Here is a 13126-nt window from a genome sequence, read left to right as displayed (position 1 = left end):
CGGTTTAGGAAAATATCAGCCCTAGTATAACACTATGAGACAAGTAAATGTATTTCTATGGTAGGCGTACACCATCCTCCGCATAGTCAAGCAATCCATCTTTGGCCAGACCCTCAACAATTTTTTGCAGCCAGGGAAGATCATCCGCGCTAAAGTCAGGTTTGATCCTGGGCCCTAATAAATTAAGCGTAATGCGTTGATTTGCTGGTAATGAACGAAGCAAGTCGACGATACGTCCACGAAAATAGCGGTTTGTGCTTTTGAAGGGTTGAGATTGGTAACGTGGTTTCTTTTCTGCTACCTTACGTATCTGGCGCAGGACAGTACCGGATGGAAACAGGCTATGCTGGCTCATTTCGGCATAGGCCTGGCATGTCTCTTGTAGCGGGCAACTTGGGCATTGTGGGTTATTGCTCGTACAAATGGTAGCTCCGAGATCCATAAGAGCCTGGTTCCAGTTGTAAGCTTCGTTGGGTGGTAATACGCGTTCTGCAAGGTTGAGCATTTGTGCATCGTTTGCGCCAGGCGTTGGATATTCCAGGCCGAGGAAGATGCGATGCAAAACGCGGCGTATGTTGGTATCGACAGTCGCCACTTGCTTGCGGTAGGCAAAGCAAGCGATGGCACCCGCTGTGTAGCGTCCTATGCCCTTGAGCTTGAGTAGTTCCTCTATGGTATCGGGGAGGCGTCCATTGTAGTCAGCAACAACTTGCCGGGCTATAGATTGTAAGCGGACTGCCCGCATATTGTATCCAAGTGGCACCCAGGCAGAAATAACATCGGCTGTCGAGGCGGCGGCCAGATCCGCCAGGGTAGGAAATGCTGACAAAAACTGCTGGTATTTTGGCAACACGCGATCTACCTGCGTTTGTTGGAGCATGATTTCGGACACAAGAATAGCGTATGGATCGCTAGTAGAGCGCCAGGGCAGATCCCGTTGCTCAACTGCATACCATTGGAGGAGAGAGGCGTGCACTCGGTTTACAAGCTCTTGGGCAGGTTGATCAGAGGATGATGAGGACAGAGATTGTGCGCTCATATCGCTATTATCTGCTCTTTTGCGATGTGGCGGCGTTTGGTTTTTGAACCTTTTTGTTCTTCTCTGCCTGTACCTCTTTTACTTTGTCACGGTTGCGCACTGCCAGCGAAAATATGGTATCTCCTCCCTCTTGCCAACACTTGGCGTCAGCAGCCGGCAGATTTTCGCACAAAATCCAGTCATTGGCGTCTTTAAGCACATGTCCCTTGACGCATTTGGCATACATGATGTGCTCATTAAGATTGGGATCTTCTGGTTTGATATCTGATGAAGCAATCTTGGGAATAAAAAATCTACACCACGGCACGGTTATGTACCTTCCTTGTTTGAATTAGAGTAATAAGTTCTGTATGAACATGCTACTTTGATTCTAGATTCGATCCAGTAGCATTGCCCATTATAACGTATTCTGCTATTTTTAACCAGTACCGTCTTGCTAGAGCCAGGGCTTTCCACTTCTCAGTAATGTGCCGCCTGGTGGCGGCGGGGCGTGGGAAAATCGGAGCGTGTGCCCCAGGGCCCAGATGAAGGGCCAATTCGCTTGCTCGCGATACCCCTTCACCATCCAATTTGGGAGAAGTGGAAACTCTGCTTGCTGGTGCCCGACGCTGCGGGTAAGTCCGCTGGCCAGATGCCGATATACAGTGAACGATCAGGCAATTTTTTGGCTAAGTACCGTCAGGCGGCTATCCATTGTCAATGGGCTGCCGTCAAGATCGCCATAATATGCCAGCACCTCTAGCCCGGCAGCGGCAAGCATGCGTGTAAGTTCGGTGAGGGTATAAATCCGTATGGATTGGTCATGTTCTTTGCGATGCCCATCGGGATAAAGCAGGGTGATATGGATCTCGTTGCGGCTCTTGAGCAAGTTAATATGCCGTTCTTCGAGCACGATCAGGCCATCTTCGTAACGCAAAATACCATAGGGCGTAAATGAACGAATTACCCGCGTTTGGCAAATCGTTTCTAGAATGAAGCGTCCGCCAGGTTTGAGGGCTTTGCCCACCTGCTGGAGGACTTGCCGATCATCGTTTTCGTCTTCGAGATAGCCAAAGGACGTAAAAATATTAATTACGGCGTCAAATTCATTCTCGAAGGGGATCGTACGCATATCGCTACGGAGCCAGCGCACTTCAACTCCGCGGGCCGCAGCTTCAGTTTGAGCTTGCTGTAGAAAGGCTTCGCTCAAATCCAGACCGGTCATTTGATAGCCTCGTTGGGCCAGTGGAAGCGTGTGCCGCCCGTAGCCACAGCATAGATCGAGGATGCTGCTGCCCGGCGCTATCTGTAGCAGATTAATAATTTCTGCAACTTCGCGCTCGGTTCTGGAGGGTGGTAGAAAGGGACCATAGATGCGTAGATAATCTTCGCCGAAAAACGCTTTATACCAGGGCGTTGTGCTCATGCAAAATCTCCTGCTTGTGGATCTGAACTACCATTGACAGGTATTGATCTAGTCCGGTACGCCTGCAATCTTGCGTACCCTTAGCTGGCTCTCTCAAGAGAGCGGGCCTAGAATCAATGTTGTCAATAGTCCAGAGTATGCCCATAGTTTCCTGGCACAAAATTTCCAGGATGCCATCCTGAACAAATGAACGCCGTGGTAAAGCCTTTTCTCATACCTGATCTAATTTTACATTATAACATGGGGTCGCTCTGTATTGTATACTTGGGTGAGCAAGAGCAGGTTCGCTTACCTATGTTTGTGGGCCAAAAATTTCTCAGGAGAGTCATGTGTGTTAGCAGAGGAATTATCAGTAATAGATGCTGATTCGCCATTATGGAGCGCGGCGCGCCCATTGTTAGATGCCGCTCTACGCCTTGAGCAGCATGATGATACCTATATCTGGTATGGCTGGAAGAAAGAGCCCATCAATGCGTTTCTGCGCCATTTACCTGAACATTGTGTGCTTATGGTGGGCGTATGGGATACTTTGGAGGAAGGGGATAGTGCGCAGGAGATCTTGACGCTTGGCTGTTTGTGCGAAGTAGTGCGGGGCGAAGTCTGCACGATTCGTACGTTTGAAGCTCTCGCAGGTAAGGATTTGCCACCTATTGCCCAGTTGGAGCCCGGGTATGAACATGCCTTCAAGCTTATGCAGGTGGCGAAAATGCAGGTTGCCCCTGTGGCCTGGGCGCTCTTTACAGATAGGTCTACCTGGAACGAGTGGCTATTTAGCGAAAGTGAAGCGAGTGAGGGGATTGATAAGGGTGAATTGTTGGCCTCATTAGCGCGCGAGGGCCGCTGCGTCCTGCTGGGGAATCAGGCGCCCCATCATCATCTCTAAAGTAGGAAATACAATGGAACAGCATACAACTCCTTTAGTCTGGAATCCTATTTTGCGGCAATACCTGGTCAACGCCCCTCATCGTATGAGCCGCCGGGAGGGGACGACCGAATGCCCTTTTTGCGCAGATATCACGCAAGGACGGGTGGGTCCGGATACGCAAGTCTGGCTTCATCCAAATGATTTTCCCCCTTTGCTTCCTCCGGTGGGCGAGGCTTATGTTGTCATTTATAATCGCGATCATAACCGTACGTTCACTCAGCTTACAGTGGACGAGATTTATGCTGTGACGAGATTATGGCGCGATCTTTATAGCGATCTGATCCAGCGCTATCCTGCCGTGATGATTTTTGAGAATAGCGGGGATGCGATAGGACAAACGCAGCATCATCCTCATGGTCAGGCATTTGGCTTATCTGTGCTACCGCCTACGCTTGAGCGCGAGCTGGAAACTGTGGTGGAGAGCGATAAAGCCGGGCAGGGTTGCCCTTTTTGTACTGTACGCCATGAGCTTGACGAGAGCGAGTATCAGGTAGCTGCCAATGCAACGTGGCAAGTATTTTTGCCTCCCTATGTGCGTTATCCCTATGAGACGCATCTCTATACTCGTCGCCATATAGCCAATCTTGCACAGGCACGCGATGCCGAGCTACGTGATCTGGCTGAGCTATTATTGCGGGTGATTCGTGGCTATAACGCGCTATTTGATGGTGCGATGGCTCCTATGCCTTATCTGCTTGGATTGCATCAACTGGCTGACGAGCGCTTTCATTTGCATGTCGAGATTCTGGCTATCGGACGCGCGCCAGGTAAGCTCAAGTATGCAGCATCATCGGAATCGGTTTGGGGCATGTGGACTAACGATTCGCTGCCAGCTCAGAAGGCGCAAGAGTTACGCCAGGCGATAGCCAGAAATGAGGAAGAGTAAAGATGACGAGATTCCCCCAACCAGTACAGGATGCAGCCGAGAAATTTTCTGTAGTTTTTCATGATGCAGTGGCTTATGAAGGTGCGCTGGGCGGAGCCTGGGCGCCCGGACGTGTTAATCTGATTGGAGAACATACAGATTATAATGAGGGCTTTGTGCTTCCTTTAGCTGTGGATCGTGTGGCTGCATTTGCCGGTCGGGTGCGTAACGATGGGGTGGTGCGGCTCTGGTCGGTACATTTTAACGAGTATGCTCAGTTTTCTCTTGCTGATTTGCCTGAGTCGTTTGAGCAACAACGTGCTATGCTTCCCGGCTGGGCCCGCTATATTCTTGGGGTGGTAACCGAGCTAATTCAGGCGCGTGTAAGCATCAAAGGCTTTGATGCCGTGGTTGGTGGTGATGTTCCGCTAGGTGGCGGAATGAGCTCATCCGCAGCCCTGGAAGTAGCCACAGCCTATGCCTGTTCTCTCTTTTCGGCTGGAAATTTTACTATAGGCGCTGATGGCGCAGCTTTTACGCCTCTGCAAATTGCAGCACTCTGCCAGCAGGCTGAACATAGAGCCTCCGGGTTAAGGTCCGGGATTCTTGACCAGGCGGCCTCCTGTCTGGGTAAACCTGGAAAAGCTATCTTGCTTGATTGCCGCTCTCTAGGGTACCGCTATTTACCCTTTGATCGCCCTGAGCTATCATTGATGGTGATTGACACAAGTGTCAGACGCGAACTGGCGGCCTCGGCCTATAATGAGCGCCGAAGCCAGTGTGAAGAGGCGACACGGCTGCTACGAGAGCTAATTGTGCAAAATGAGCCGGCGCATAAAGAGGCTAGCGAGATCAAGTCATTGCGCGATATTTCACAGGCTCAGTTTGAGCATTACAAGTCCTATTTACCAGCTATTTTACAACAGCGGGCGGGCTACATTATTGCTGAGAACAAGCGCGTTTTGCGGGTAGCGGAGCTGCTAGAGCAAGGGAATGTTGAAGCGGTGGGTCCGCTTCTCTGGCAGGGACATGCTGGCCTGCGCGATGAGTATGAGGTAAGCTGTACTGAGTTGGATGTGTTAGTGGAGATCGCTCAGCAGGTGCCAGGTGTGTTGGGGGCCCGTATGATGGGTGGTGGTTTCGGGGGATGTACAATTAATCTGGTTCGCAATAGTGCGATTGAGACTTTGAGCCAGGCTGTGGCCCAGCAGTATCAAGCTCGTACAGGTTATCAGGCCAGTGTCGATATTTGTCGCGCCGCCGGTGGGCCAGGTTGGGCCTTTTTCAATGATAGCCCGTCTTGATAATCGAGTGTACGATCTGACGGTTTGCTGGCCTATCTTCCAGCTGCCCTTCCTTGCACGCATCATTGGAAAGGAAGTGCCAGCAGATGTATTTCAGTCATGATAGGTCGGCTGCCTGGCTAGTAAGGAGCAAGGCTAAATGAAGCTATTTCTTTCAACTGATTTCGAAGGTACCAGCGGTATTGTGGCCTGGGAGCAGATTATTGAGGGTAAAGCTGAGTATGAGCAGGGGCGAATCTTGCTGACCAATGAGGTGAACGCGGTAATTACCGGCTCTATTGAGGCGGGGGCAAACGAGTTTGTGGTGAACGATGCCCATCACTATATGCGCAATCTTCATCCGCAGGATCTAACAGGACGCGCGATGCTCATTACGGGCAGACATAAGCCGTTATATATGATGCAAGGACTGGATGCTAGCTTTGATGGTGTGTGTTTTGTAAGCTATCATGGCTCTATAGGAGCTGAGCATGCTGTGCTTTCGCACACATATAATCCTGGCGCTATCTGGGAAGTGCGTATAAATGGCGAGATTGTGGGCGAATCGGGCTTAAATGCGCTGGTGGCTGCCCATTACAATGTACCGATTATTTTTGTAAGCGGTGATGAAGCTACGGTTCAAGAGGCCCGCTTCATTGCACCCGAGGCCGAGAAAGTGGTTGTGAAACATTCTATCGGGCGCTTTGCTGCGGCTAATATGCATCCTACAGTCGCCTGTGAGCTGTTACAAGCTGGAGCGAAACAGGCTGTACAGAATATCAAGAAGATGCAGGCTCCTCAGTTTAAGCTGCCAGTGACCATAGAGATCACCTTTCTAGTCGCTGATATGGCTGACATGGCGCTCTGGGTTCGTGGCGTGGAAAGGCTTGGTCCGCGTAGCGTGAAAGTTGTTGGGGAAAACCTGCTTGATCTCTACCGTACGTTTGTGACGATTGTCACGCTGACCCGCGCCCTGGTAGATACCCACTAGCAGCGCCAAAAAGAGGAACAAGTCTATCTCACCCTACATATATGGCTATGGAAGAGCCGAGATAGGCTTGTTCTTGCTATGTTCTGTCATGAAAGATGAGCACGTAGTCACCGATGGCAATGCGGTCTCCCTCGTTGAGTGGATACTCTTTTTCGCTAGTCAACTGCTCACCATTGAGAAGCGTTCCGTGCAAGCTACGCTGGTCTACAATGACATACTTATCATCTATGCGTTTCAGGCGAGCGTGGTGGCGTGAGGTGAGGGTATCCTGATCGAGCAAAATATCGCTGGCTCCGGCGCGTCCTATCGTTACCTCGTCCTGGTCTAAAAGAACCCGATGCGGCTCTTTTGTCCCTGGGGCCTGGATATACATGTAAGCCTGAGCCGGGTGCGTCTGGTTCTTTGTTGGCTGGGATGGAGTCTCGGGCGTTCCTGCCTGCCTATCTAAATATATGAGTTCCTTGGGGGGCTCAGTACTTGTTAAGGAGGCAACGAAGGGAGGCAGTTCCTGGCTCTCCTCCAGCGCAAAAATAGCTTCTGCTTCGGCCTGGCTTGACGACTTAGGCGTGTTCTCCTGCTGGTTTTGGGGCTGACGGTTTGTGGTCTCTGCTTGCTCAAGCACACTGAGCTCAGGCAAGGATAAAGGAATAAAATCAGAAAAAGTTCGCTTGGAAGGCTGGGTAGCTGCTCCTGCTTCAATCCCGGAAGGGGATGACGTTGCGGCTAGAGCCTCTTCGGTGGCGGAACTCTCTACGGTTGTAGGAGTCTCTTCGACTCCGAGGCTTTCCGCTACTGTTGCAGCTTCTTCGGCAGCCGGGCTCACGGCAGTTGTAGGAGTCTCTTCGACGGCAAGGCCATCCGTAACGGCTGTAGCCCCTTCGGCGATAAGGCTTTCTGCGATTGTCGGCACCTCTTCAACTGTAGGGTCCTCGGCATTTGTTGGGGCCACTTCGACGGCCGGATTTTCCGCTATTGTCATTGCCTCTTCTACTACTGCTGTGGCTTCCTCGACGGCAGGGCTCTCTATTGTGGTCGGTAACTCTTCGGTTATTGGTAAATTCGGGAGCGGAGAGGTAGCTGTTGTGGGCGTTGCCTCAGGTGTAGTGGGAAGAGGCTGCGGGACAGCAACAGGCTTTGCTTGCGTTGGGGGGCGGCTAGTGAGCGTCATTGCCAGTTCCTCGGTAAATGTGAGGATGGAGGGATAGCGTTCCTCGGGGCAATACTTAATGCTCGCCTGAGAATAGCCTCTTGTGCAGGCGTGATGCTGGAATTGAGCTCTGTTGGGGCTATAAACGAGCCTGAGAGCTTGGCCTGCGTGATTTCTTCGGATGTGCCTTGAAAGAGATGCCGTCCGGTCAGCCAGAAATAGAGCAGTGCTGCTAACGCATATTGATCGCTGGCTGGTAGAAGGCGCAGCTCCATCTGCTCTGGCGCTGCTGTAGCCGGTAAGTGTGTTATGCGCGGATGTCCATAGCGTCGTACAAAATGGCCAAGGCCTACGTCTGTCAGCAGGAATGGACTCGCCGTGGCCCTGGCTTTCTCCGCTGGGGGAGCGCTTACTACCAGGATGTTGGATAACGAGAGAGCGCCATGTACATATCTATATTTATGGATTTTATGGAGAGCCTGAGCTAGCTGGTAGGTATAGCGTATAGCCTCGGCCTCTCCAAGAGGTGGATTGAACCACGCTCGGCCAGCCGGGCCAAGTAATGAGCCGTAGCCAGTATATTGGCGGACTATATAGAGCTGCCCATCAACCTCTCCATAATCGAGCATGGTTGTCAGATAGGTATGCGTGAGTAGACTAATGACCTGCATTTGGCGGAAGAATTGGCGCCGGGCCGCGTCGGTTAACGTTGACCAGGGATGGATGAGCTTAAGGGTCGCCTTACGTTGTAGCGCAATATCTTCAACTTCATAACTTTCGCCTGATATCCCTTCGCCGAGATAGTGGAGTATGCGATAGCGCTCAAATCTCTGACCTTCTTCCAATGTATGCATAACTATCCCTCATTTTTACAGGGCTATGTACGCGTCAAGCCGGAGATGATGGAACAGCAAGCTGTTGCCTTTGCGAAGTACCCTGCGGTTTGTTGATCGACCTTTTGATTGTTATGCATTGTAGCATATGTTGTAATCGAGGGATAGCTGCAAAGGCCTAACCGGTTTCTCTGGCATTGACAGTTCCTCTTGAGTATCCCTATACTACACAATGGTCGGTGAGTCAATTGGATAATGCTTACAGTGACCTCTATTGCTTGTAGGGCATAGCCGGGTTATCTCCGCAAACTGGTTGCAGCGGATAGAGCAGGGACGATGTAACTCGGTCTTATCTGGCATTCTTCATGCAAAAAATAGATAAGCATCTTTTGAGAGAGAATAAATTGTACTGGGCGGTAAACGAAAAATAGTATGGATGTTGAAACGCAAGAAATAACTGATCAAGCCCCGCGCCAGCCAGGTGCGGGGAGGCAATTTGCGAAATATGGACTTGATGTCCTCGTCCTCCTGGCAATGTGTGCGCTGTTGTTTTATGGGGCTTCGTGGCAGTTCGTCACTAACTCTAGCGATGCGGCAAAGTACGAGTGCTACGTTGTGGCTTTCTGGCAAGGGAACGAGGCGCTTAAAGAACTCCCTTCCGGGCAATGTAATTTTATTCTGCATCCCAGCAGCGCCATTTTGACGAATCAGGCTGTAGCTCAGCGTTTACAGCATGCAGACCTACCAGAATTTATCGTAAGCTTCGTTGTGTCCCAAGCGCCCGAGCAAGCCCTTCACGCCTTACCTCATGAATATCCTTTGCTTGTGCTCATTCCCTTCTCTTTAGGTGCGCTAGCCCCGGCAGGATGGTATCAAATTGCCTTTGCGGCCTGGATGGCCCTTCTTGCCATAAGCATCTACATTTTACTCTTGCGCTTTCGCTCAAGGCGTGCTGCTATCGCCTTTGCCATTTATCTGGTTGCTGGTGCCTGGTCAACAGGGTTGGGGCGCTTTGATCTTGTTCCTTCGCTCTTGACGTTGGGCGCTCTATTGTTTGCCATACGCAAACGCTGGAACTGGGCTTTTGTGCTACTCGCCCTGGCTACACTTACCAAATTTTACCCATTGGTCTTGCTCCTGCCTTTCTTGCTGGCTCAACAGATGGAAATGTCAGGCAAGTGGTATGGGTGGCAGCGCTGGCGCCCACTGGCTCTATTTGTTGGCCTGTGCATTCTTGTGATGGGCATTTCCCTGTTACTGAGCGTTGAAGGAACCCTGGGCCCTTTGAGCTACTTTGGGAACCGACCGATTCAGGTAGAGTCTTTATTGGCTTCGTTGCTCTGGCTGATAAGTGCTGTGAAACATCATCCTTTGGAGTTTGCCTATACTTTTGGCTCACTTAATGTTTTGAGTACTTACTCTACGCTTATCGGGCTATTTGGCTCTGTGTTGAATATAGCGGGCCTGCTCTATACTTTCTGGCTGCAATGGCGGGGCAAGATAAATCTCGTTCAGTCCTGCTTGCTAACGCTGTTAGTAGTCATGCTGACCGGAAAGGTCTTTAGTCCGCAATATCTTATCTGGGTGGCCCCTTTGGTCGCTTATGTAGGTGAGAGCGATCTCAGATGGCTGATCTCCTGGACGGTGCTTAGCCTGCTGACAACATTTATCTATCCCTATATTTATTACATGACCGATAATCTACTCAAGGTACCTTACATTGCCTGGTTCTTCCCGACGACTGCCGTGCGTAATTTCCTCTTGCTCGGCGTTGTTCTTTGCTTGCTCCTGTACTATGGGCGCAATAAGCCGGCGATAACTCTAGCGAGCGCTGGAAATAGACGCTCGCTTATGGGGCAGAAAAAATAGGCAAGAATTGGCGGTCCAATCGTGGTCAGGCAGGCAAGCCCGCTCCAACCCCCAATAGGGGGAAGGTTGTGGAAGTAGAGATAAATAGCAAAGGCCGAAGCAGAAAAGGCCAGTGCTGCGCTTACTAAGGCTCGTCCGCTGCACTTATATGCATAAGGGATGCTGACCGCAGCAAGGCCAATCAGCCAGGTAACATACCAGGGGAAAAACCAGGGCGTGATGATAAGCAGCGCAGTGAGCACAGCAAGGGCCGCGAGTATAAATGTTCGCGTCGTAGGTTGGCGCCAGAGCCAGATGATATCTAACAGCAAGATTGCTGCCAATACGATGATATTGAGCGCGCTCCACGTGCTGTGAAGGCTGAAAAAGCGCATAAGGGGAGAGGCATTGCGGCTGCTCTGGCTCATTCCATCGCGAATGGCGGCAAGGATAGAGCCATAAGCTGCATTGGCCGATGGTGGAGAAAGAAAGCTATGAATGATTTCCTGAATTGTATGGCCCATCCAGAATGGAATGTACAGGCTCAAAGCCAGAGCGCTGCAGATCAAAGCTGAGCGGATGAGTGTGATACAGGCTGCCTTCCAGGCCGAACCTCGATCGAATTTGGCCCCAGCGCAGAAGCTCTTGCGTACTAATAATACTATGAATAAGCCAACCAGCACAGCTCCTGTAAACTTGATAAGGGCGGCAAGGGTGAAAAAGATGAGCGCGGGAAGGGAAGCGTGCCAGGATTGCCTACCGCGATTTTCTGCTCTAACCCAGGAGAATATTCCCAGCAGTAGAAGCGTGACCATGCAGATATCGTTATGCCCGCCCAGGCAGCTTTCTTGTAGCGCTAGCGGGTTCAAGGCATAGACAATTGTAGCGAACGTGGTTGTGCGTTGGGAACAGCCTTGTGTGCGCAAAATAGCTCTGATGAGCAGCACATTGAGTAGATGTCCTATGAGGCCAAGTCCGCGATATAAATAGAGATAGGTTAAAGGATGGTCGCCGGCCACTAGTGCGCCCAAGGCGCTGATGAATAACCAGAGTGGACCGTAAGCCGCAGGGGCATCTTTCCAGTCATCGAGAAGGATAAAGGGATCGTGAGGATAGGCTGAAAGGGTGACAAAATATGGACTGGTATGGTAGAGCGCAGCAATACGTCCGTAGCCTGCATAGACAAAGGCATCGCGCGAGAGCAGGGCTGGTGTGAGAACCAGAGCTAAGCCCCCAATAATTACGCCAGCCAGTACAACAATCAGGCTGCGCTTAAAGTTAGCGTCTGGTCCCTGTCGACTGATGAACCATAGGCACAGAGCATAGCTGAGAAACTCGCCTGCTACAAGCGTCAAGAACAGAATGGTATGGGTAGACATCTGTGACGCATGAGCGTCGGTCGTCAGGCCAAGATCTACAGGAAGCCAGGTTCCTATAACTGTGAGGACTGGCGTTATGGGAAGCCCAAGGAAAAGCTGAGAACCTGCGAGACGATTAAGCGGCGCGATACTGAGCAGTACACAGAAGACAAAAATTGCTGTGCATAGCACAACGCCCATAATTGGCGGGCGCTGTGCTGTATGCTCTGCTCCAGGCCGTAGAACATGAAGCTGAGCCCTGAGCGGACTGACACTCTTCATCGTAATTTAAACCATCCAGCGGTTCATGACGAACAGCGCGCTGAGTGTAGCTAGTAAAGCCGGGAAAATGAGCTTGAGCGCTTGATGGAAGCGTGGATGCTTTATGCCAAAGCGAGCTAGCGTGATAAAACAGGGAAATAGCTCCAGGACGAAGCGTTGATTGGATATCAGCGAGTCGTGTTGCCCGGTGCTTGGCGCCAGAAGCACAAGGAGGAGCATTAAGGCCGTCCAGATGGTATAGCTCATGCGTAAACTATGACGTCCAGCGATGAGCAGGACTATAAAGCTCACAGTAGCGCCGAGGTCGAGAAGAATGTGAGCCTGGTTAAATGAGCCAAAGGGCTGATTCCAGAATAGCTCAAAGAGCGCCTGCCAGATTCCTATCCAGGGTAGCGAGATGTGACGAGCCCAGTGCGACTGCACAGTCGAGAAAGCCAGAGGATCGCCGCTGTACTGCCAGCAATAGAGGCAATACAAAAGCGTACCCAGCGGTATAAGCGCAATAGGTAGCAGGCCGAGAATGGTCTTGCGCCGCGTCGATAGAATGCTTTCGCGGGCCAGCCAGAGCTCATAGAGATATGGAGCAGCCAGCAAAGCACCGGCGTTACGCGTTAAGGCTGCCAGGAAACCGAGAACACCAGCTAACCACCAGCGTTGTCGACGCAACGCCAGGAAAAAGCTTACAACAAAAAAGAGGAAAAGCGACTCATTATAAGCAGCAAAGAAAAAGAAGGCAGTAGGAAAGATGCAGAGATATAACAAAGTTCGGCTGGCGACTTTATCGCCGCCGCTATCGGCAGCGAGCTGGTAGATCACGAACATAGCTCCCAGCAAAGCCAGATTGCTGATCAGCGTTCCTACCAGAAGGTAGCTCCAACTGCCCAGAATATGCCCTATAGCTGACATGAGAAGAGGAAAAAGAGGAAAAAAAGCTAGATCCAGTTTGTCTCGATAGCCAAACTGAGCGATGCGCACATAGTTTTCAGCATCCCAGTGGTTCCAGGATGTGAAGAGCGCTAGCGAATCGACAGTAGTACTAGAATATTTAGGTGCAGTTAGTAAGACATAGCTAAAGTATGTGACCAGCATTAAAAGAAGGCGTGTAAGGATGAACAACCATACAATTTCACGAATTGGGGGACGTTTCATC

General features: G+C 51.0%; 12 protein-coding genes. 5 read left to right on the top strand and 7 right to left on the bottom strand.

The features are described from left to right. Positions 1-55: 55 nt before the first annotated feature. The 3 genes from EPA93_RS20375 to EPA93_RS20365 all read right to left on the bottom strand — a co-directional run bounded on the left by EPA93_RS20375 (position 56) and on the right by EPA93_RS20365 (position 2444). Positions 56-1039 (bottom strand): A/G-specific adenine glycosylase, encoded by a 984-nt coding sequence (locus EPA93_RS20375; protein WP_129889281.1) that lies wholly within the window; start codon positions 1037-1039, stop codon positions 56-58. A 7-nt stretch (positions 1040-1046) separates the two neighbouring features. Then, positions 1047-1346: a hypothetical protein gene (locus tag EPA93_RS20370; protein WP_129889280.1), complete on the bottom strand. Its 300-nt coding sequence runs from the start codon at positions 1344-1346 to the stop codon at positions 1047-1049. Between the two features lie 345 nt (positions 1347-1691). Beyond that, positions 1692-2444: a class I SAM-dependent methyltransferase gene (locus tag EPA93_RS20365; protein ID WP_129889279.1), complete on the bottom strand. Its 753-nt coding sequence runs from the start codon at positions 2442-2444 to the stop codon at positions 1692-1694. Between the two features lie 331 nt (positions 2445-2775). On the opposite strand from EPA93_RS20365, the gene EPA93_RS20360 reads away from it, so the two are divergent. The 4 genes from EPA93_RS20360 (at position 2776) to EPA93_RS20345 (ending at position 6508) form a co-directional block, all read left to right on the top strand. Continuing rightward, complete coding sequence (locus EPA93_RS20360; protein ID WP_129889278.1) at positions 2776-3327, top strand: hypothetical protein; 552 nt, start codon at positions 2776-2778, stop codon at positions 3325-3327. 13 nt (positions 3328-3340) lie between these two features. After that, positions 3341-4255 (top strand): galactose-1-phosphate uridylyltransferase, encoded by a 915-nt coding sequence (gene galT / locus EPA93_RS20355; protein ID WP_129889277.1) that lies wholly within the window; start codon positions 3341-3343, stop codon positions 4253-4255. 2 nt (positions 4256-4257) lie between these two features. After that, positions 4258-5538 (top strand): galactokinase, encoded by a 1281-nt coding sequence (galK, locus tag EPA93_RS20350; protein ID WP_129889276.1) that lies wholly within the window; start codon positions 4258-4260, stop codon positions 5536-5538. Positions 5539-5677: 139 nt separating this feature from the next. Next, complete coding sequence (locus tag EPA93_RS20345) at positions 5678-6508, top strand: M55 family metallopeptidase (RefSeq protein WP_129889275.1); 831 nt, start codon at positions 5678-5680, stop codon at positions 6506-6508. Between the two features lie 76 nt (positions 6509-6584). On the opposite strand, the gene EPA93_RS20340 is transcribed toward EPA93_RS20345, so the two are convergent. Next, entirely contained in the window at positions 6585-7676 is a 1092-nt protein-coding gene (locus EPA93_RS20340; RefSeq protein ID WP_129889274.1) for an FHA domain-containing protein, read from the bottom strand. Next, entirely contained in the window at positions 7673-8509 is an 837-nt protein-coding gene (locus tag EPA93_RS20335; RefSeq protein WP_129889273.1) for a serine/threonine protein kinase, read from the bottom strand. Before EPA93_RS20335 ends, EPA93_RS20340 begins: the two co-directional genes overlap by 4 nt. A 411-nt stretch (positions 8510-8920) precedes the next feature. Between EPA93_RS20335 and EPA93_RS20330 the strand changes: the two genes are divergently transcribed. Further along, positions 8921-10357 carry a glycosyltransferase 87 family protein gene (locus tag EPA93_RS20330; RefSeq protein ID WP_129889272.1) on the top strand — a complete coding sequence of 479 codons (1437 nt, stop codon included), beginning with the start codon at positions 8921-8923 and terminating at the stop codon, positions 10355-10357. On the opposite strand, the gene EPA93_RS20325 is transcribed toward EPA93_RS20330, so the two are convergent. Together EPA93_RS20325 and EPA93_RS20320 are read right to left on the bottom strand one after the other, a co-directional pair. Further along, entirely contained in the window at positions 10282-11976 is a 1695-nt protein-coding gene (locus EPA93_RS20325) for an MptA/MptB family glycosyltransferase (RefSeq protein ID WP_129889271.1), read from the bottom strand. The two genes, EPA93_RS20330 and EPA93_RS20325, sit on opposite strands and share 76 nt — an antisense overlap. Positions 11977-11982: 6 nt before the next feature. Beyond that, the gene (locus tag EPA93_RS20320; protein ID WP_129889270.1) at positions 11983-13125 is read right to left on the bottom strand and encodes a mannosyltransferase family protein; all 1143 of its coding nucleotides are present in this window, start codon (positions 13123-13125) and stop codon (positions 11983-11985) included. Position 13126 lies beyond the last annotated feature (1 nt).

The sequence above is a fragment of the Ktedonosporobacter rubrisoli genome (assembly GCF_004208415.1).
GTDB lineage: Bacteria > Chloroflexota > Ktedonobacteria > Ktedonobacterales > Ktedonobacteraceae > Ktedonosporobacter > Ktedonosporobacter rubrisoli.
The sequence above is the reverse complement of the archived record's forward strand: the minus strand, read 5'-3'. Positions and strand labels throughout refer to the sequence as shown.